General features: G+C 73.9%; 21 protein-coding genes and 2 pseudogenes. 10 read left to right on the top strand and 13 right to left on the bottom strand.

Annotated features, from left to right (window positions below; all coding sequences use genetic code 11):
* The first annotated feature begins 66 nt into the window (after positions 1 to 66).
* Positions 67 to 1005 carry a helix-turn-helix transcriptional regulator gene (locus Sdagh_RS10775; protein WP_190078303.1) on the top strand — a complete coding sequence of 313 codons (939 nt, stop codon included), beginning with the start codon at positions 67 to 69 and terminating at the stop codon, positions 1003 to 1005.
* 137 nt (positions 1006 to 1142) lie between these two features.
* Here the strand turns inward: Sdagh_RS10775 and Sdagh_RS10770 are convergent, their stop codons facing one another.
* Together Sdagh_RS10770 and Sdagh_RS10765 are read right to left on the bottom strand one after the other, a co-directional pair.
* A complete protein-coding gene (locus tag Sdagh_RS10770; protein ID WP_189423778.1) occupies positions 1143 to 1418 on the bottom strand; it encodes a helix-turn-helix domain-containing protein in 276 nt (91 codons plus the stop codon).
* A complete protein-coding gene (locus Sdagh_RS10765) occupies positions 1415 to 2185 on the bottom strand; it encodes a hypothetical protein (protein WP_190011935.1) in 771 nt (256 codons plus the stop codon). The genes Sdagh_RS10770 and Sdagh_RS10765 overlap by 4 nt, the downstream gene beginning before the upstream one ends.
* 232 nt (positions 2186 to 2417) lie before the next feature.
* Here Sdagh_RS10765 and Sdagh_RS10760 point away from each other — a divergent pair.
* The 3 genes and pseudogenes from Sdagh_RS10760 to Sdagh_RS36955 form a co-directional block, all read left to right on the top strand.
* Positions 2418 to 2786 (top strand): annotated as a pseudogene (locus Sdagh_RS10760) (RNaseH domain-containing protein); the annotation flags it as partial.
* Positions 2783 to 3082, top strand: coding sequence for a hypothetical protein (locus tag Sdagh_RS10755; RefSeq protein ID WP_190078304.1), 300 nt, complete (start codon positions 2783 to 2785; stop codon positions 3080 to 3082). The pseudogene Sdagh_RS10760 and the gene Sdagh_RS10755, both read left to right, overlap by 4 nt.
* Before the next feature lie 82 nt (positions 3083 to 3164).
* A pseudogene (locus tag Sdagh_RS36955) lies at positions 3165 to 3329 on the top strand (alpha-L-rhamnosidase C-terminal domain-containing protein); the annotation flags it as partial.
* Positions 3330 to 3409: 80 nt separating this feature from the next.
* On the opposite strand, the gene Sdagh_RS10745 reads toward Sdagh_RS36955, so the two are convergent.
* A complete protein-coding gene (locus tag Sdagh_RS10745; protein WP_189423780.1) occupies positions 3410 to 4177 on the bottom strand; it encodes an IclR family transcriptional regulator in 768 nt (255 codons plus the stop codon).
* A 138-nt stretch (positions 4178 to 4315) separates the two neighbouring features.
* On the opposite strand from Sdagh_RS10745, the gene hutH reads away from it, so the two are divergent.
* Positions 4316 to 5851: a histidine ammonia-lyase gene (gene hutH / locus Sdagh_RS10740; protein ID WP_190011926.1), complete on the top strand. Its 1536-nt coding sequence runs from the start codon at positions 4316 to 4318 to the stop codon at positions 5849 to 5851.
* 33 nt (positions 5852 to 5884) lie between these two features.
* Here the strand turns inward: hutH and Sdagh_RS10735 are convergent, their stop codons facing one another.
* The 3 genes from Sdagh_RS10735 to Sdagh_RS10720 form a co-directional block, all read right to left on the bottom strand.
* Entirely contained in the window at positions 5885 to 6574 is a 690-nt protein-coding gene (locus tag Sdagh_RS10735; RefSeq protein ID WP_190078305.1) for a type 1 glutamine amidotransferase domain-containing protein, read from the bottom strand.
* Positions 6575 to 6670: 96 nt separating this feature from the next.
* Positions 6671 to 7264 carry a TetR/AcrR family transcriptional regulator gene (locus tag Sdagh_RS10730; RefSeq protein WP_189423784.1) on the bottom strand — a complete coding sequence of 198 codons (594 nt, stop codon included), beginning with the start codon at positions 7262 to 7264 and terminating at the stop codon, positions 6671 to 6673.
* An 897-nt stretch (positions 7265 to 8161) separates the two neighbouring features.
* On the bottom strand, positions 8162 to 8932 hold the full coding sequence (locus Sdagh_RS10720) for an OBAP family protein (protein WP_190078306.1): 771 nt from the start codon (positions 8930 to 8932) through the stop codon (positions 8162 to 8164).
* On the opposite strand from Sdagh_RS10720, the gene Sdagh_RS36950 reads away from it, so the two are divergent.
* The 5 genes from Sdagh_RS36950 to Sdagh_RS10700 all read left to right on the top strand — a co-directional run bounded on the left by Sdagh_RS36950 (position 8847) and on the right by Sdagh_RS10700 (position 12247).
* On the top strand, positions 8847 to 9146 hold the full coding sequence (locus tag Sdagh_RS36950; RefSeq protein ID WP_372478435.1) for a putative leader peptide: 300 nt from the start codon (positions 8847 to 8849) through the stop codon (positions 9144 to 9146). The two genes, Sdagh_RS10720 and Sdagh_RS36950, sit on opposite strands and share 86 nt — an antisense overlap.
* Before the next feature lie 199 nt (positions 9147 to 9345).
* On the top strand, positions 9346 to 9900 hold the full coding sequence (gene ssuE, locus Sdagh_RS10715) for an NADPH-dependent FMN reductase (RefSeq protein WP_189423788.1): 555 nt from the start codon (positions 9346 to 9348) through the stop codon (positions 9898 to 9900).
* Positions 9901 to 9905: 5 nt separating this feature from the next.
* Positions 9906 to 10268, top strand: a complete 363-nt coding sequence (locus Sdagh_RS10710; protein WP_190011922.1) for an acyl-CoA dehydrogenase family protein — start codon at positions 9906 to 9908, stop codon at positions 10266 to 10268.
* Positions 10225 to 11391, top strand: coding sequence for an LLM class flavin-dependent oxidoreductase (locus tag Sdagh_RS10705; RefSeq protein WP_190078307.1), 1167 nt, complete (start codon positions 10225 to 10227; stop codon positions 11389 to 11391). The genes Sdagh_RS10710 and Sdagh_RS10705 overlap by 44 nt, the downstream gene beginning before the upstream one ends.
* 46 nt (positions 11392 to 11437) lie before the next feature.
* A complete protein-coding gene (locus tag Sdagh_RS10700) occupies positions 11438 to 12247 on the top strand; it encodes a siderophore-interacting protein (protein ID WP_189423794.1) in 810 nt (269 codons plus the stop codon).
* Between the two features lie 38 nt (positions 12248 to 12285).
* On the opposite strand, the gene Sdagh_RS10695 is transcribed toward Sdagh_RS10700, so the two are convergent.
* The 7 genes from Sdagh_RS10695 to Sdagh_RS10665 form a co-directional block, all read right to left on the bottom strand.
* Positions 12286 to 13080 (bottom strand): enoyl-CoA hydratase/isomerase family protein, encoded by a 795-nt coding sequence (locus tag Sdagh_RS10695; protein ID WP_189423796.1) that lies wholly within the window; start codon positions 13078 to 13080, stop codon positions 12286 to 12288.
* Between the two features lie 13 nt (positions 13081 to 13093).
* Complete coding sequence (locus Sdagh_RS10690) at positions 13094 to 14344, bottom strand: cytochrome P450 (protein WP_226535007.1); 1251 nt, start codon at positions 14342 to 14344, stop codon at positions 13094 to 13096.
* A 93-nt stretch (positions 14345 to 14437) separates the two neighbouring features.
* Positions 14438 to 15799 (bottom strand): cytochrome P450 family protein, encoded by a 1362-nt coding sequence (locus Sdagh_RS10685; protein ID WP_190078309.1) that lies wholly within the window; start codon positions 15797 to 15799, stop codon positions 14438 to 14440.
* A 10-nt stretch (positions 15800 to 15809) separates the two neighbouring features.
* Positions 15810 to 16340, bottom strand: a complete 531-nt coding sequence (locus tag Sdagh_RS10680; protein WP_189423886.1) for a GTP-binding protein — start codon at positions 16338 to 16340, stop codon at positions 15810 to 15812.
* 78 nt (positions 16341 to 16418) lie between these two features.
* Positions 16419 to 16802: a DUF742 domain-containing protein gene (locus Sdagh_RS10675; RefSeq protein WP_189423802.1), complete on the bottom strand. Its 384-nt coding sequence runs from the start codon at positions 16800 to 16802 to the stop codon at positions 16419 to 16421.
* Positions 16795 to 17616 carry a roadblock/LC7 domain-containing protein gene (locus tag Sdagh_RS10670; RefSeq protein WP_189423895.1) on the bottom strand — a complete coding sequence of 274 codons (822 nt, stop codon included), beginning with the start codon at positions 17614 to 17616 and terminating at the stop codon, positions 16795 to 16797. Before Sdagh_RS10670 ends, Sdagh_RS10675 begins: the two co-directional genes overlap by 8 nt.
* A gap of 17 nt (positions 17617 to 17633) precedes the next feature.
* Positions 17634 to 18743: an ATP-binding protein gene (locus Sdagh_RS10665; RefSeq protein WP_189423804.1), complete on the bottom strand. Its 1110-nt coding sequence runs from the start codon at positions 18741 to 18743 to the stop codon at positions 17634 to 17636.
* Between the last annotated feature and the right edge of the window lie 243 nt (positions 18744 to 18986).

Raw genomic sequence — 18986 nt, 5'->3', positions numbered from 1 at the left:
GTCTCCGAGGTTCCCGTCGAACCCGGAATGCTTGACGGGACGGTTTTCTTTCGCGAGAGTTCGGCGATGGACGACGATCAGCTGTCGGAGGTGTTCGACCTCGTCGAGGTCCGCGGCCAGCTCTCCGGCGCGTTCGCGGTGCGCGGGCGCTGGATCACGCGGTCCGCGATCACGAGTCCCGTGAAGCTGTCGGTGATGGTCCGCGGCCGGTGCCGGCTGTGGGCCGACGGGCTCGACACCCCGATCGACATGGAGGCCGGTGACGTCGCGGTGCTGACCGGCCGTTCGTGGCTGCGCGCCGAGGGCGGCACCGGGGACGGTCCCGCCGTGGAGTTCGCGCCCGAGCCGGGGAGGTACGCCCTGAGCGTCGGCGGCGCCGACTTCGCCGTGGACGACGTCATCCTCGGCGGTCACGTCGGGCTGAACCCGGCCGGTGCGGCGCTGTTGGCGCAGGCGCTGCCGCCCGTGGCGCACATCCGGGCGTCCGACGCCGCGGCGCCCGCCCTGCGCGCCTGCGCCGACCGGCTGGTCGAGGAGGTGACGGGCGAGCGGCTGGGTGCCGCCTTCGCGGTGCGCCAGCACGCCCAGCTGCTGCTCCTGGAGGTGCTCCGGGCCTACGTCGGCCAGGCCGAACTGCCGCCGGGATGGCTGAAGGCGCTGACCGACGAACGGCTCCGTCCCGTGCTGACCCTCATGCACCGCGAACCCGGGCGGCCCTGGCGGCTGGAGGAGCTGGCCCGTGCGGCGGCGATGTCGCGGACGTCGTTCGCCGTACGGTTCCGCGCGGTGGCGGGTGTGCCCCCGCTGACCTACCTCAACTCCTGGCGGATGCTGCTGGCCCGGCGGGCCCTGCGGGACGGCGACGTCCGGATCGGGGCCCTCGCCGGGCAGCTGGGCTACACCTCGGAGAGCGCCTTCAGCACCGCGTTCAAACGGGAGGTGGGGGAGGCACCGCTGCGGTACCGGCACCGGTTGCGGCGGTCGGGGATGAGCGCCTCGTCATGACGTGCTGGTGCGGCTCGTCGACCGGCACGTCCGAGGGTGACAGGCGCCGGTCGCATGACCGGGGGCCGTGCGGCCCGTGGCCGGCGCCACGGAGCCGCACGGTGGTGGGAGCGCCTGGCGCTCCTTCTTCCTTCCTGTCAGACGCCGGCGTTCGGACCGTCCGTGTCCCCTTCCGGGTCCACGCTGTACAGCGGACGGTCCTCGATCCCCAGGGCGCGCATCAGCTCGCTGGTCGGAATCCGGTACCTGCGTCCGATGCGGAGCACGGAGCAGGGGAACTCGTCCTCGCGGATCAACCGGTACGCGGTGGTCGAGGCGATGCCGAGCGCTCGGGCCGCCGTGCGCAGGTCCACTGCGACGGGCAGGTCGAACATCTCCGTGAAGCTGAGTCGGCCCTCTGCCGGGTCCTTCATGCCCGCCTCCCCGCGGGGCGGACCGGCGGCGTGCCCGCGCGGCGCCCGGGCCGTCGCCTCTTCCCGGGGCTGTGGCCCGCCGGACGGTCCTGCGACCCGTCGCCGGTGTCGACGAAGATCCCCTGGCGGCGCAGATGCTCCGGGCGTACCCGGAAGCGCAGCGGTGCACACAGCCCGTCCGGGCCGTCCGGACGGTCGACCCGCACGTCCAGGCTCTCCTCCGCCGGAGCGTCCGCCTCCCCGCCGGACGCGGTGAGAGCCTGATCCTGGGCGATGCGCTCGATCTGGGTGGAGGGAAGCTCCCGCAGACCTTCCCGGGCGAGATGCCACGCCCTGGCGCGCGCCGCGTGCATCAGACCGGAGCCGGAGAGACGGCTCGCGCCGTCGCGGTCCGCCAGCTTCTCCAGGAGAGCCAGGACCATCTCGGCCTCCACGTCCGACCGATCGGCCCGCAGACGCGCGCAGACCCGGTGGACCGTCCCGGTCAACCGGGGCAGGGCGAGCCAGATCGCCAGGAGCTTCCCGGTGCCGTGCGGAGACAGGTCGCTCTGCGCGGTGCGGATGACTTCCCGCCAGACCGCGGCGGTGAACTGCGGGTCGGAGCCGGGACCGTACAGGGCCTGGTGCGTCTCGGCGGCGGTCAGCCGGGCCGGCTCGGCCCCGTGGGCGTCCGGCGGGACGATCACGAGAACCGCGTCACTGATCCGGGGATCGTCGAAGTGCCGCCTCACCGAGGCGAACGCGCTGCTGTGCGGTGGATACATCATGAAATGTCCTCTGTTGTGGCTGAGGGAATCCGGGTCCGGCGGTGCTGGAGGTGTCGAGACGCTGGACGGAGAGGCTTCTGCGGTGGGGCCTGTCGCCTCATATCCGCGTCAAGCGGAGTCGAGCCCCACCGGCCTCACTTTGATGCGTGAGCATGCGGTAGTGGTCTTCTCGACCAGGTAACGCCGCCTTTGGCCACGGGCGTGCAACAGGTGCGGCGCGGTCGGCCTCGCCGAGGGTGTGTGGGGGACGGCGGACCCAGAGGGCCGTGTCTTCGCGAGTACGGCGTCGAAACCGCACACGGTGGCGGAACTGCCCAAGGGGCTCATGAAGCTGGTGCCCACGGCGCGGGGCCGGACAGCACCCGGGAAGACCGCGTGGAACCCCGGGCAACTGGAGATCACCGTGCTCGGCTGTCTGTCCGGGAAGGCGCTGGCGGACTCGGGGCGGGCAGACGACCCGCCCGACCGGCCGGCGGAGTGGGCGACGCTCGCGCACCAGCTCCGCCACCACGACGACTACCCACCGCTCGCCCGGCCCCTTCCGCTGCACCTGGCGCGGCTCGCCGGCGAGTACGTGCTTCCGGTTGCCGGGCCCTCATGAGCGAGGGGCCGCCTGCGCAGGGCACCTGGGTCGACCTGGTGGCCCGGCCGGCCCGGACCGGCCGGGGGACACCGGCCACCAACGGGGCGGCCGGGCCGGCCCCGCCGGACGGCCCGGCCGCCTCCCGCACCGACCGTCGTCCGGCGGCCACCGCCTGCTTCGCCCGGTCCGCCCGGCACATGGCGTGGTCGGCGCGCGAGCTGGGCCGCACCGGACCGGCCGAGCGGTACGGGCGCCTCGCCGACGAGGTCGCCGAGGCCGTCCGGAACGCCTGCGGGGCCCGGACGGCCGCATGACCAGCGACACCCCCACCGCCTACTCCCTCGCCCGTGCTGCGGACTCCTCCGCGACGACCGGCGCGGGCATGCCGGCGACCGGGCCCGGCGCTTCCGCCTCCGTCCGGGCGGCGGCATCACCTGGGCGAAGGCCCGCCACGAGAGCCCCTGCGGGACGGCCGCGACGGGCTGGGAACAGACTCCGGACGGGCTGACCGCGCGGATCACCGTGCCCGGCTGCGAGGCGGTCGTGGAACTGCCGGGCTGCCCCGGTGACCGCGGGTCCCGGGGAGCACCGCCTCGACACGGGCGGTCCCGGCACCGGCCGGGAGGGGGAGCCCGCCGGCGTCACCCCGGCGTGACACCGCCCACCCGGCGGGTCAGCTCCCGCGCCGTCTGCGCCACCTGGCCCGCGATCCGGTCGCGTTCGGCCGCGTCGGCCGCGTCGCCGGGGAAGGTGACGGAGACACCGGCGATCGGGTGGGCGTGGTGGTCCAGCACGGGCGCGGCCACGGAGGAGAGGCCGGGGGTGATCTCGCCCTCCTCCGTCGCACAGCCCCGGCGCCGCGCCTCGGCCAGCAGCCCGCGCAGCGCGGTCAGCGACGCGGGACCGACGCCGTGCCGCAGCACGAACGCCGACCGGTCCGGGAAGATCGCCCGTACCTGCGCGGCGGGCAGCAGCGCCAGCACCGCCCGGCCGCTGGCGGTCAGGTGGGCCGGCAGCCGCACCCCGACCTCGCTGACGAGCGGCGCCCGGCCGGGGGCCCGCTCCTCGATGACGTAGATGACCTCGCGGCCGTGCAGCACGGCGAGGTTCGCGTTGTACCCGGTGCGGTCGACGAGCGCGGCCAGCGGTGCCCGCGCCAGCCGCTGGAGGGGGGCCTGGCGCTGGTAGCCGGAGGCGAGTTCGAAGGCGCTGACGCCGAGGCCGTAACGCCGCTCCTCCGGCAGATGGACCACGAAACCGTCCGCCGCGAGGGTGTCGAGCAGGTGGTACGTCGTCGAGCGCGGCAGGCCCACGTCGCGGCTGATGGCGGCGGCGGGGACGGGAGCCGCCTGCCGCGCCAGATAGCGCAGCACGGCGAGGACCTGCGCGGCGGCCGGGACGATACCCATGGGACGAGAGTAGACCAGCGGTGCCGACCTCTCCCTGTCTGGTATCCCAGACAGTCGACCGCGGAACATCTGGGATACCAGACACCGACGGCGTCACTCCCCTCGCGGACCCGCACCTGCCCGCGGCTTCATTGATCCATGACCGTTGTTGTTGGTGTCGGCCCGCTCTCCGCCGACGAAGTCGTGTCCGTCGCCCGTCTCGGCACCCCGGTGGCCCTCGCCCCCGACGCGCTGGCGGAGATCGCCCGCAGCCGCGAGGTCGTCCGGGCCCTCGCCGACGACGCCAAGCCCCACTACGGCGTCTCGACCGGCTTCGGCGCGCTGGCCACCCGCCACATCCCCACCGAACTCCGCGCCCAGCTCCAGCGCAGCCTGGTGCGCTCGCACGCGGCGGGCTCGGGACCCGAGGTCGAGCGCGAGGTCGTCCGCGCGCTGATGCTGCTGCGGCTCTCCACGCTGGCCACGGGCCGCACCGGCGTACGGACGGAGACCGCGCAGGCGTACGCCGCGCTGCTGAACGCCGGCATCACCCCGGTCGTCCACGAGTACGGCTCGCTCGGCTGCTCCGGCGACCTCGCCCCCCTCGCGCACTGCGCGCTCGCCGTCATGGGCGAGGGCGAGGTCCGCACCGCCGACGGGGTGCGCAAGCCCGCCGCCGAGGCGCTCGCCGAGGCGGGCATCGCCCCGGTCGCGCTGGAGGAGAAGGAGGGCCTCGCCCTCATCAACGGCACCGACGGCATGCTCGGCATGCTCGTCCTGGCCGCCCACGACCTGCGCCGCCTGCTCCGCACGGCCGACATCGCCGCCGCGATGAGCGTCGAGGGCCAGCTCGGCACCGCCGCCGTGTTCGCCGCCGACCTCCAGGCGCTCCGCCCGCACCCGGGGCAGGCGGACAGCGCCGGCAACCTGCGCTCCCTGCTCGCCGGCTCGGACATCGTCGCCAGCCACGCCGGCCCGGACTGCGTCTATGTGCAGGACGCCTACTCGCTGCGCTGCACCCCGCAGGTGCACGGCACGGCCCGCGACACCCTCGCCCACGCCGAGCTGGTGGCCTCCCGGGAGCTGGCGAGCGCCGTGGACAACCCCGTCGTCACCCTTGACGGCCGGGTGGAGAGCAACGGCAACTTCCACGGCGCCCCGGTCGCCGCCGTGCTCGACTTCCTGGCCATCTCGGTCGCCGACGTCGCCTCGATCTCCGAGCGCCGCACGGACCGCTTCCTCGACCCCGCCCGCAACCGCGGACTCAACGCCTTCCTCGCCGACGACCCCGGTGTCGACTCCGGGCACATGATCGCGCAGTACACGCAGGCCGCGATCGTCTCCGAGCTGAAGCGGCTCGCCGCCCCCGCCTCCGTCGACTCGATCCCCTCCAGCGCGATGCAGGAGGACCACGTGTCGATGGGCTGGTCGGCCGCCCGCAAGCTGCGCCGCGCCCTCGACGGCCTGGGCCGGGTCCTCGCGGTGGAGCTGTGCACCGCCGCCCGCGCCCTCGACCTGCGCGCCCCGCTGACCCCGGGGCCGGCCACGGCGGCGGTGCGCGACGGGCTGCGCGAGACGGTCCCCGGCCCCGGCACGGACCGCTGGCTCGCCCCCGAGATCGAGGAGAGCGTGCGGTACGTCGTCTCCGGCCGCGCCCTGGCCGCCGCCGAGTCGGCCGCCGGCCCGCTGCGCTGACCCCTCGCGGGGGCCGCTCGGCAGGCCCCCGCGTCACACGCCCCGCGTGCGGACCAGTTCCACGAGGGCCGAGGCGGCGGGCCCCGAGGAGGCCGGGTTCTGCCCGGTGATCAGCAGGCCGTCCCGGACGACGTACGGCTGCCAGTCGTCGGTCTTGGTGTAGGTGCCGCCGAGGCGCTTGAGCTCGTCCTCGACCAGGAAGGGCACGATGTCGGTGAGGGCGACGCCGTCCTCCTCGGAGTTGGCGAACCCGGTGACGTCCCGGCCCCGGACGAGGGGCGTGCCGTCCTCGTTCACGGCGTGGCGCAGGACGCCGGGGGCGTGGCAGACCAGGGCGAGCGGCTTGCCCGCGCGCAGGGTGGACTCGATGAGCCGGACGGAGTCGGCGTCCTCGGCGAGGTCCCAGAGCGGGCCGTGGCCGCCGGGGTAGAAGACCGTGTCGAAGTCGTCGGCGGAGACGCCGTCGAGGCGGACGGTGTGGGCGAGGGCGGCCACGGCCTCCTGGTCGGCCTCGAAGCGGCGGGTCTCCTCGGTCCGGAAGCCGGGCTCGTTGCTCTTGGGGTCCAGCGGGGGACGGCCGCCCTCGGGGGAGGCCAGGGTGATGTCCCAGCCGGCCTCCTTGAAGCGGTAGTAGGGAGCGGCCAGTTCCTCCAGCCAGAAGCCGGTCTTCCGGCCGGTGTCGCCGAGCCGGTCGTGCGAGGTGAGGACGATGAGGACCTTCATGGTGGTGTCCTTCCGGTGAGCCAGTAGACCGGTCGTCTCTGGCTGGGTGGGCGGAAGCCCGAGCCGTGGGTCACGGCCGGGCGGGAACTGCCGGACTCAGAGGTGGAGCAGGTGCCGGGTGACGGTCAGGGCGGTGTCGAGGGGTGCCGGACCGCGGTGGATCTTGGCCATGACGCTCGCGCCGAGCCACATGTCGTACAGGGCCTGCGCGGTGCCGCGGGGATCGCCGTCCACCGTGATCGAACCGTCGGCGAGGCCGCCGGTGATGGCGCGCTCGAGCCGGTCGACTATGGCGTCGGTGCCCGTCTTCATGGCCAGCCGCATCGGCTCCGACAGGTCGGCCACCTCGGCGCCGAGCTTCACGGCGAGGCACTTTCCCTGGCACTCGTCGACGCTCTGCGTCTCCCGCCACTGCCGCCAGTAGGCCATGAGCCGCTCGGCGGCCGGTGTGCCGGGCCGCGCCAGGAGCCGGTCCATGTCGGAGACGTACTCGTCGAAGTACCGCTTCAGCAGGGCCTCGCCGAAGGCGTCCTTGGAGGCGAAGTAGTGGTAGAAGGACCCCTTCGGTACGCCGGCCTCCGCGAGCACCTCGTTGATGCCCACCCCGGAGTAGCCCTTGCGGGCCATGATCCGCTGAGCGGCGTCGAGGATGCCGCGACGGGTGGCGGCGCTGCGCGTGGTGGTGGGCATGACGGAAACGTAGCACGGCATTAGACCGGTCGTCTAGTAACCGCTGACCGCCGGGGGCTTCCGGCGTGCCCTCTCCTCGCCCTCCTCGCCGCCGGTGAACTGCGCCCCCAGGTCGCCGCGCACGTCCCGCTCACCGAGGTCGCCGAAGCCGTACGGCTGGCGGAGTCCGGCGCGGTGGTCGGCAAGGTCGTCCTCTGCCGTAGACCGGCGAGCCCGTGCCGGACGCACGGCAGTGGCCGTCCCTCTCGCCCGTGCCGGACACACGCGACCGCCGCCCCTCTCCTCCGGCAGGAGGGCGGCGGCGGCCACGCGCACCGGGCCCGGCCCCTACGGCCGCGGCTCCGACCGCCGGGACGCGAACGCCGTCGGTACGCAGGCGTCCAGCAGGTGTTCCTCGATCCGCTCCGCCGTGCGGAAGCCGCGGGGTCGGCCAGCTCGGCCGGGTCGCGGGCGGGGTCCTCGTACACCGTGCGCGCCAGGGTCACCGCCGGCGGCGAGCGCAGGGCTCGCGCCGGCCGGGCCGGCGGCGCCTCCGGCACCCGTGCCCAGGCACCGCCGCGCCCCGTGGCGCGCGTCAGGTACGCGCGTACGGCGGCGAGGTCCAGCGACCGCAGCCGTACCGCACGGGCGCCGGGCAGCACGCCGCCCCGCCGCACCGCGTCCGCCCAGGCGGCGGTGCGGCAGGTGAGCAGGCCGGAGTCGAGTTCGCGGGTGAGGGCGTGCAGCGCGGCCGGGCGCGCGGCCGGCGGGAGTTCGTCGAAGCCGTCGAGCACGGGCAGGACCGGACCGGCGTCCACCAACTACCGGGCGGGCGTACGGCCGGCCTCCGTCGCGGCGGCCGGTGAACCGCAGTCGGCGGCCAGCCAGCCAGCCGCGTCCCGTCCGGCACCCCGCCCGTCACCGCTTGAAGTCCCGCTCCTCCAGCCGCGTCTGCACGGTCCGCCCGCTCTCCCAGGAGTTGGCGCCCGGCGCCACGTCCGGCATCGGGATACCGGCGCGCTGCTCCCGCTTGCGGGACGAGGACACGCCGAGCCGCCGGTCGCGGTCCTCGACCAGCGCCTCGTCGATCTGCCCGTCCTCGGTGAGGCCCATCATCAGCTGCGGGATGCCGTAGGGGAAGTCGTCACGGTCGTACTGCCAGGTGTGGAAGGTCTTCCCGTACGTCGACACCAGGTCGGTGAAGTAGGCGTGCTCGGCCAGGTCGGGGATGCCCGGGGCGGTCAGGGTGCCGGACTTCACCTCGTAGTGGTGGCTGTGCCAGAGCCGTTTCTCGTCCTCGGGCAGGGCCCGGAAGCGCTCCTCGCCGATGATGTACTCGATGCCGATGAGCCGCGCGTCGGGCGCGTTCCGGTCGAAGATCACGCACTGGTGCAGGTCGTGCCGGAGGTGGACGCAGAAATGCGTGGCCTCGACCTGCCGGCCCATGTCGTCGGCGTACATGTGGAAGCCGTTGAGGTACGTGCTCATCGCGTCGAGCGGGTACTTCGGCTGGAGGGCGGCGGCGGCCAGGTCGAGCGCCCGGTGCTTGAGGGGGTGCCCCTTGCCGGTCCTGGCGAGGGCCAGTGCCTTGCGGGCGAGCAGCATGCCGCCGGCGGCGACCGCGCCGGCGGCGGCACCGACGGCGACCGGGCCGGCCGGCTTCCGGGCGGAGCGGTGGGTGAGCTTCATGGGCTCCGGGTCACCGGGCCTCGCGTTCCGAAACAGCGGCCCCCGGCGGCCGTCGCATCCCGTGGTCCGGGATGCGAGAACGGCCGGGTTCTCCTTGACGGCCCCGGCCGGGCGCTGTCAGCATCGAACCATGACCATGCGACTGGACCTCACGCGGCGACGCCATGTCGACCTCGCGCGTGTCTCCAGCGCCGCCTGTCGCTCCGCGGCCTGATCCCCGTATCCGCCGCCCCTTCTCCCGCGTCCCGCCCGTAGCCGCCCGGCCGTGTGCCGGCCCGTGTCCGGGCGCGCGGTGACGTCCCGTCGTTCCGCGACAGGGGTTCTCGTGTCCGTCCCGGACGGGTCCGCCACCGTGCCGGTCCGGCCCCCGGACCCTCCCCGCCCGTCTCCCTCCCCCTTCGGAAGAGGACCTCATGGCCACCGTCCTGTCCGTCTCCGGCAGCCCCTCCGCCACCTCCCGCACCCAGCGCCTGCTGCGCCACCTGGACCGGCGGCTCCTCGCCCAGGGCCACCGGGTGATACCGCTCGACGTCCGTACGATTCCCGCCGAGGCACTGCTCGGCGCGGACTTCCGGCACCCGGCGATCGTCGAGGCGACGGAGCTGTTCGCCCGCGCCGACGGCGTGGTCGTGGGCACCCCGGTCTACAAGGCCGCGTACTCCGGTGTGCTGAAGGCGCTCCTGGACCTGCTGCCGCAGTACGCCCTCACCGGGAAGACCGTGCTGCCGCTGGCCACCGGGGGCAGCACCGCGCACGTCCTCGCCCTCGACTACGCGCTGCGGCCCGTCCTGAACTCGATGGGCGCCGCGCACATCGTCCAGGGCTGGTTCACCCTCGACAAGGAACTGACGGTGCGTGAGGACGGCTCCCTCACCGTCGCGCCGGCCGCCGACGAGGCGCTCGGCCAGGTCGTCGACCAGTTCTCGGCAGCGCTCGGCCGGACCCCGCTGCTGGCCGCCGCGGGCTGACCGGGATGCCCGCCGGGCGCCCGGCCGCGGCCCGCTCCCGCCTCACCGACGGCACGGCCGCCGAGGTGTCCGTCGCGCCGGCCGCCGCCGATGCGCGGGCGGCGCGGGCGACCGGGGAGGTGTCCAGCGCCCTGTTCGAGGTGGCGGGCACCCGGTCCGCCCTCGCCTCCCCCGACCCGCACCGGCACGGGCGCGACGCCCCCGCCCCGCACGCCCCGGCCCGTCGGCAGATCCAGCACCTCGGCCGGTACGTCCTCGACGGCACCCGGCCGCCCCGCCACGGCCTGCTCCAGCCCTCCAGCCGCACCTTCCGGGAGACCCGCCATGCCCGCCCTCACGTTCCACTGGTTCCTGCCCACGACCGGTGACAGCCGGCACGTCGTGGGCGGCGGTCACGGGGCCGCCCCCGGTTCCGCCGCCGGGGACCGCCCGGCCTCGGTCGAGTACCTCGGCCAGATCGCCCGCACCGCCGAGCAGCTCGGCTTCGTCGGGGCGCTGACCCCGACCGGCGCCTGGTGCGAGGACGCCTGGCTGACCACGGCGATGCTCACCCAGGTCACCGAGCGGCTGAAGTTCCTCGTCGCCTTCCGCCCCGGCCAGATCGGCCCCACCCTGTCGGCGCAGATGGCCGCGACCTACCAGCGCCAGTCGCACGGCCGGCTGCTGCTCAACGTCGTCACCGGCGGCGAGTCCGCCGAGCAGCGCGCGTACGGCGACTTCCTCGACAAGGACCAGCGGTACGCCCGTACCGGGGAGTTCCTCGACATCGTGCGGCGGCTGTGGACCGGCGAGACGGTCGACCACCACGGCGCGCACCTGCGGGTCGAGGGCGCCCGGCTGAACCGGCTGCCCGAGCCCGCGCCCCTGATCTACTTCGGCGGCTCCTCGCCCGCGGCCGTCGAGGTGGCCGCCCGCCACACGGACGTCTACCTCACCTGGGGCGAGCCGCCGCGGCAGGTGAAGCAGAAGATGGACGAGGTACGGTCGCGGGCCGCCGCGCTGGGCCGCGAGGTGCGGTTCGGCATCCGGCTGCACACCATCAGCCGGGACACCTCGGCGCAGGCGTGGGCCGAGGCCGAGCGGCTGCTGGCGGCGATGGACCCCGACCGCGTCAAGGCGGTGCAGGAGGGCCTGGCGACCAGCGAGTCCGAGGGGCAGCGGCGGATGCGGGAACTGCACCGCGGCGGCGACACCTCGGACCTGGAGATCCACCCCAACCTGTGGGCCGGCGTCGGCCTGGTCCGCGGCGGCGCCGGCACCGCGCTGGTGGGCAGCCACACCGAGGTCGCCGACCTGATCGAGGAGTACCACCGCCTCGGCATCGAGGAGTTCGTGCTGTCCGGGGTGCCGCACCTGGAGGAGGCGTACTGGTTCGGCGAGGGCGTCCTGCCGGTGCTTCAGCGGCGCGGGCTGTGGGCCCACCCGGCGGCACCGCGCGCCCCGGAGGCGGGCACCGTCCCGTTCGCCGCCCCGGTGGAGGCCCGTCCGTGACCGGCTCCATGGCGAAGATCACCGAGTTAGCTTAGCCTTACCTTTCATGAGTTCCCGTACGCGCGCGGAGCGACGCGACCCGCGCCTGTTCCCCGCCACCGTCGTGTCCGGCACGCGCCTCACCCCGAACATGCAGCGCGTGACCGTTCGCGGCGAGGCGCTCGGCGCGTTCCCGTACCGCGGTTACGACCACTGGTTCCGGCTGTTCTTCCGGTGCCCGCACCAGGAGCGCTTCCACCCGCCCGAGGTGGCGGCCGAGACCTGGTGGAAGCCGTACCTCGCGATGCCCGACGAGACCCGGCCGTACTGCGCCAACTACACCGTCGCCGACTTCCGCGCCGGCGCCGGCGAACTCGACATCGACGTCGTCGTGCACCGGGGCGCCGACGGCTCGGTCGAGGGCGGTACGGCGATCTGGGCCTGCTCGGCGGAGCCGGGCGAGGAACTGGCCCTGCTCGACCAGGGCGTGCTGTACGAGGCGCCCGAGGACGCCTCCAGCGTGCTGCTCGTCGCCGACGAGAGCGGCCTGCCGGCCGTCGCGGGCATCCTGCGCTCGCTCCCCGCGGACACCGTCGGCCGGGTGCTCCAGGAGGTGCCGTCCGCCGCCGACCGCCGGGAGCCGGCCGGGCCGCCCGGGGTGCGGGTGGAGTGGATCGTGCGCGAGGACCCGCACGCCGTCCCCGGCACCGCCGCGCTCGCCGCGCTGCGCGGCCTGACCGACACCGACCCGGGCGGGTACGCCTTCGTGGTCGGCGAGCAGCGGCTCGCGACGGAGGGCCGCCGCCACCTGGTCGCCACCGGGATGCCGAAGGACCGCATCACCTTCTCGGGCTTCTGGAAGGCCGACCGCCCCTGACGCCCGCCGCCGCCCCTGACGCCCGCCGGGGCGGCGGGTCAGTCCGCCGGGCGGTGCGCCGCCGCCGCGCCGAGGTGGGAGCTGAGCAGGTGCGCGTCGAGCAGCGCGACGTCCGCGGTGCGGTCCGCCCGCGCGTAACCGGTCAGCATGCGCTTGGTCAGTACCAGCGCCTCCGGGGCGCGCCGGGCCAGCGCCCGCGTCCAGCCGTCGACGGCCCGGTCCAGCTCGCCCGCGGGCACGGCCTTGTGCAGCACGCCCAGCCGGTGGGCCGTCGCCGCGTCGAACACCTCGCAGGTCAGCATGAGTTCCCGGATACGGGCGACCCCCACCTCGGAGACCAGCCGGCCCATCGCCCCGCCCCAGGCCGGCGGCAGCCCCAGCCCGACCTCCGGCATCCGGAACCGGCAGGTGTCCGCGCCGGCCCGCAGGTCGCAGTAGGCGGCGAGGGCCAGCCCCGCGCCGATGACCTTGCCGTGCAGCCGGGCCACGGTGACGGCGTGGCACTCCTCCAGCGCCCGGCACAGCCGTTGCGCCTTGTCCAGCAGCCGCCGCAGCCCGGCCGCGCCGGCCGGGTCGCCGGAGAGGGCGGCCAGGTACTCCGTGCGGTCCGCGCCGGTGCAGAAGTCCGCGCCGCCCGAGGCGAGGACGAGGACGCGGATGTCGGGTCTCTCCCGCAGGCCGTCGAGCAGGGCGGTGAGATCGTCGACGACCGGGGTGCTCAGGGTGGGGTCCGTGCCGTCGGGGTCGAGCAGGACCCGCAGGACGGGGCCGTCCTGGGTGACGCGTACGGCCTTGAAGCCGGTGTGCGGGGCGAGGGTCGCTATGTCGTTCATGCGCGTATGTCCATCATGCGTAGGAGACGTCCAGGCTCAGCAGGCGGCGGAAGACCACGCGGGGCGCCATCGGGGGGCGCCGCACGAGGGCCAGGCGGGGGAGGCGGGTGACGAGGTGCCGCAGGAGGGTCTGGGCCTCCAGGCGGGCGAGCGGGGCGCCGAGGCAGTAGTGGGCCCCCGCGCTGAAGGCGAGGTGCTGGGTGGTGTCCCGGCCGGGGTCGAACCGGTCGGGGTCGGGGTACCTGGCCGGGTCGCGGTGGGCCGCGCCGACCATCAGGTGGACCATCTCGTCCGCGCGGACCTCGTAGCCGCCCAGCGTCAGGTCCTTTCCGGCCACCCGGCTGATCACATGGGTGGGAGGGTCGTAGCGCAACGTTTCTTCCACGAAGGCGGGCACCAGGTCGGGGCGTGCGGTGAGCAGGTCCCACCGCTCGGGTCTCTCCACCAGCAGCAGGGCCATGGTGGAGAGCAGGGTGGACGTGGTCTCCAGGGCCGCGAGGAGGACGAACAGGGCCAGGAAGTAGACGCCCTCGTCGGCCTGTTCGCGGTCGGGTTCCATCGCGTCCCAGGTGCGTATCCACCGGGAGACGGGATCGTCGCCCAGACGGTTACGGCGGTGCCGGATCAGGTCCATGAAGTACGTCCGCAGCTCCGCCATGGCCGCGTCGGAGCGGGCGAGCTGGCTGGCGGAGGGCAGCAACTCCTGGGTGAACACCTGCTCGTGCGTCAGGTCCCGCAGCCGCGCCCAGTCCGCCCGCGGCAGGGCCAGCCAGCTCCCGATGGTGGCGATCGGCAGCCGTTCGCTCACCAGGTCGGCGAAGTCGGCCTCCCCGTCGCGCAGCCGCTCGGCGAGCGTGTCGAGGAGGCCGTCCACGATCCCGCTCACCGTCCGGCCCAGCTCCTGGATGCTGGAGCGGTCGAAGGAACCGGCCGCCCGGCGCACCCGGGTGTGCTCCGGCGCGTTGAGCGCGGGCAGCGTGTTGCCTATCTCCCGCGCGGACGGGGCGTTCCAGCGGGTGCCTGACCCCTGCCGGGCCCGCCAGCCCCGGTCCGGCTCAAGCCAGTCCCCGCAGCGCAGCACCCCGGCGCAGAGGTCGTGGCCGGTGACGAGGTAACCGCCCCAGGGCGCCGGGGTGACCGCGCCCCTGGAGCGGAGCCGGGCGTACAGCGGGAAAGGATCGGCCTGGCCCTGCGGGGTACGCAGGCGGGAGAAGAGGGCGACCGCGGCGCGGCGGTCGGTGACGGGGGTGGTGGTGCTCCCCACGATGGCGGCTCCTTTCTCAGCAGCAGCCGCCATACGTACCCGAAAGTTGAATGCAGCATCCAATAACTCTGCGTTCTCAGGACGTTACTTACGTCACTCGCCCTTGATCCACGCGACGAAGCTGCTGAAAAGCCCCGATTTGCGCTGCGGGGCCGCCGAAGCCGCAGGTCGGTGCGGGGACGCGCCCGTGCGCGGCGCCGCTCCCGACGGCCGCGTCTCGGTGCGCGCCGGGCCGGCGGCGGTGGGCGCCGGACGTGGGGTGAACCGCACCGGCAGGGTCACCAGGGACCGGCTCCACGGCGCCGGGACCCAGGGCAGCTCCGCGAAGGGGACGCGCAGTTCGACGTCGGGCAGCCGGTTCAGCAGGGCCTCGACGGCGGTCACCGTCATCTGGAACGCCGGGTCCTTGGCGGGGCAGGCGTGCGGCCCGGCGCCGAAGGCCAGGTGCGCCTTGCTGAGCTGCTCGCGGTGGCGCTTCAGCTTGGGGTCGGTGTTGGCCGCGGCGAACGAGATCAGGATCGGGTCGCCGGCCCGCAGCGTCCGCCCGGCCAGCTCCACGTCGTGCGTCGGGTAGTGCCCGGCGTAGTTGGCGATCGGCGCGTAGTCCCACAGCGTCTGCACCACCGCGTCCTCCACCGGCAGGCCCGAGCGCCACTCCTCGCTGAGGTACAGCGCGGCACTGGTGCCGATGGCCGCCGTCAGGGGGGCGGTGCCGCCGGAGAGCAGCGTGACGAGCTGGTGCAGCACCTCCTCGTCCGACAGCTCGGCGGAATGCTGCATCAGACGGGTCGTCAGGTCGTCGCCGGGCTGGCGGTGCTTGAGGGCGATCAGCTCGGTCAGGGCGCCGGCCAGCACCTCGTCGGCACCGGCGGTGCCGTCGAAGATGCCGCTGATGCCGACGATGACCCGGTCGCCGATCTCGGGCGGGCAGCCGAACAGGTCGCTGAAGACGAGCAGCGGCAGCGGCTGGGCGTAGTCGGCCATCAGGTCCGCCTGGCCGCGCGGCAGCGCGCCGAAGCGGCCGATCAGGTAGTCGGCGGACTGCTGGGTCTGCCGGACGAACTGCAGCTCGTCGATGGTGGCCAGACTGTCGGTCACCGCCCGCCGCAGCCGGGCGTGCGCGGCGCCGTCGCTGAACAGCGCGTTGGGGCGGTAGCCCATCATCGGCAGGGCCGGGCTGTCCTCGGGGACGCGGCCCTCGTTCAGCGCGTTCCAGCGGCGCGCGTCGCGCACGAACCAGGCCGGGTTCTGGAGGAAGTACAGGGCCTCGTCGTAGCCGGTGACCAGCTCTACCTGGACGCCCGGCGCGATGTCGACGGGTGCGCTGGGTCCCATCGAGCGCAGGAGGTCGTAGTGGCGCTCGGGGTCGGAGCCGAACTCGTTGCCGAACAGCTCGATGTTTCCGTGTGCGGGGCAGCCGGGGGGTATGTCTCGGGGGGTGTTGGACTGCTGCATGCCGTGGCTCCTAGCCGAAATGGGTCATGAGGTGTTCCACGAGGGCGATGAGCGCCTTGGCCGACGACTGGCTGTCGCGGACGTCGCACTCCACGACCGGCGTCTCCACGGGCAGGTTCAGCGCCTCGCGCACCTCGTCGAGCGGGTAGCTGGCGGTGCCGTCGAAGCGGTTGACCGCGATGGCGTACGTCAGGCCGAACCGCTCGACCAGGTCGAGGACCGCGAAGCTCTGGTCGAGGCGGGAGGGGTCGACGATGACCAGCGCGCCGAGCGCGCCCCGGGACAGCGCCTCCCACATCTCCTTGAAACGCTCCTGGCCGGGCGTACCGAAGAGGTACAGGACGAGCGTGTTGCTGAGCGTGCGGCGGCCGAAGTCCATGGCCACCGTGGTGGTGGTCTTGTCGGGCAGGCCCGACAGGTCGTCGAAGCCCTCGCTGGCCTCGGTGATGGTCTCCTCGGTCCGCAGCGGCTCGATCTCGGAGATGCTGCCGATGTAGGTGGTCTTGCCGACCCCGAAGTGCCCCACCACGAGCACCTTCACCGAGTGGGAGACATCCGGGTTCAGGTACTCGGGTGAGTGCGGGGAACGGGAGACGGCAGCGGGTTGCAGGTTCACGGGTCACGCTCCGAATTGGTTTCTCAGGCCGTCCAGCACCGCGCTGAGCAGTTCGCGGTCGACCCGTTCGGCGCGCGGGATGGGCTTCCTCACGAGGAGGAGACCGTCGTTGTCGAGCTGGGCCACCAGGATGCGCACGATGCCCAGCGGCAGCCGGGTGTGGGCCGACACCTCGGCCAGGGACAGGAAACCGTCCGCGACCAGGTCGGTGACCTTGCGCGCCTCCGGGGAGAGCGTGCGGGCCGCGACGGCCGGGGCGTTCTGCGCGGTCACCAGGGTGGTGTGGTCGTACTCGTGGTCCGGGGGCAGCGCACGCCCCTCGGTGATCACGAAGAGGGGGACTAACGACCCCGTCAGCTCCGGTCCCTCGTCCGGTCCCTCAGACATGGCCCCGCCCCTCCGCGTACGTTCCCGCGCCCGTGGTCAGCGCGGGCACGGCCTCCGCCAGTCGTGCGGTGAAGTGGTCGATGTCGCAGTCGGGCGCGGCCGAGGCGGCCAGGAAGGCGCCGTCGCCGGCCGCGATCAGGAAGATCCACCCGTGTGCGAACTCGATGACCGTCTGCCGCCACTCGAAGTCCGGGTCGCCTACGAACTGGGCGGTGGCCCGGCTGTAGGCCTGGATGCCGGTCATGGCCGCCGAGATGGTGTCGGCGAGGTCCTGTCCCATGCCGGAGGTGGCGCCGCGCGGCAGCCCGTGCGAGCCGAGCAGCACCGCGTGCCGGGCGCCGGGGACCTCGGCGATCACCTTGTCCAGCTCCGGCAGCACGAAGCCCGCCGGGGGCGCGCCCGCCGGCGCCGACGCGCCGCCGTCGCCCTCCTCGGCGTACTCGCCGCTGACCCGCGGCGGCGCCGTGAGGTTCTCGCCCAGCCGGGCGACGAGGCGGTGCATCCGGAAGGAGATCTGCTGGAGGTCGACGTCGGGGTCGGCGGCGGCGGCCAGGTAGGCGCCCTGCCCGGCGCCGATCAGGAAGGCCCAGCCCTCCGAGAACTCCACCACCGTCTGGTTCCAGCGCCGTTCGGCCGCGGGGCCGGCGAAGTGGGCGGTGGCCTTGGACAGCGCCTGCATGCCGGACATGGCGGCGGAGATGGTCCGCACGTCCTTCTCGGCCAGGCCCTCGGTGGCACCCCGGGGAATGCCGTCGGCGGACAGCACCACGGCGTGCCGCGCTCCCGGCACGTTGTCCACGATGTCCCGGACCATCCACGACATGTCAGTGTTCACGCCTCTTCAGACCCTTCGGGCGTCGGTGCTGCGAGGTCCCGGCCGCGGAGCGTGCCGCGCTGGAGTCCGCCCAGGCCGCGACGGGGTGCCCGGATGGGCGTGATCGGGCCGCCGCTCTCGGCGGGCTGGACGCTCTCCACCGGGGCCTGGCGGGCGCCGCGCTTGGGCAGGCCGTGCGCGGTCCGCGCGGCGGCGTCGTCGTGGTCCTCGACGCGCCGGATTCTGCGGACCGGAGCCTCCTCGGTGGGCGGCGGTGCGATCTCCTCCATGGTCCACAGCTCCTCGGGCAGCAGGACGACGGCCCGGACACCGCCGTAGCGGGAGACGCCGGTGACATCCACCTTGAATCCGTAGTGACGCGCGATCAGGCCGATCACCGGGAAGCCGAACTTGGGCTGGGTGCCGAGCTGGGAGAGCTGCGGGGGAGTGTCACCGGACAGCAGCGCGGTCGCCTTCTGGCGCTCTTCGTCGCTCATGCTGACGCCGGCGTCGTCGATGATGATGCACAGGTTCTTCTGGACCTGCTGGAACGTCACCTCGATCGGCGCGTCCGCCTGGGAGAAGCTGGCGGCGTTGTCCAGCAGTTCGGCGACGGCCAGGGCGACCGGCGCGACGGCGGACGCCTTCAGCGCCATGCCGTTGTGCTGCATGACCGTGACCCGCGAATAGTTGCGGATCTGGCCCTGGGCGCTGCGGACCACGTCGTAGACGCTGGCCGGTTGGGTGCGGCGGCCCAGCGGGGCGCCGCACATCACCGCGATGCCCTGGGACTTGCGGGCCATCTGGGCGTTGGCGTGGTGCACTTCCAGCAGGTCGGCGAGGACGGGGTGCCCGCCGTACTTCTGCTGGATGCCCTCCAGGATCATGGTGGCCTCGGCCGTGAGGCTCTGCAGCAGCCGGGCGGCGCCCTTGAGCACCACCTTGGTGTTCTCCTCGGCCGTCCGCTCGGCCTCACGGATGGCGGTGTCCTGGTGGGCGAGGACCCGGTGCAGCTCGGCCTCGCTGTGACCGAGGCGGGCCTGGGTCTCGCCCAGCTGCCGCCTGGCCTCGGCCAGCTCCGCCTCGACCCGCCGCTTCCTGGCGTGCAGGGCTCTGCTGCGGATCATCAGTACTGCGGCCGCGGCGGCGGCTATGACCGCTACCGCAACCAGGCACCATATGAGCACGTCTCGATTCATGGAAACCTTCCCGGCGCGTGGCATGCGGCTCCGGCGGACAGGCCCCGGGGGAATCCGCGTCACATCCGCTGGGAGCTGCATACCGCTGTCGCGCGATGCGCAGGCCGACCTCTCATCAGCACCTGGCCGAGTCGATCAAGGTCGTGAACGCCGGAAGGCTATCACCGCGAG

This window comes from Streptomyces daghestanicus, from assembly GCF_020521275.1.
In the GTDB taxonomy this organism is placed as follows: domain Bacteria; phylum Actinomycetota; class Actinomycetes; order Streptomycetales; family Streptomycetaceae; genus Streptomyces; species Streptomyces griseoviridis.
The sequence above is the reverse complement of the archived record's forward strand: the minus strand, read 5'-3'. Positions and strand labels throughout refer to the sequence as shown.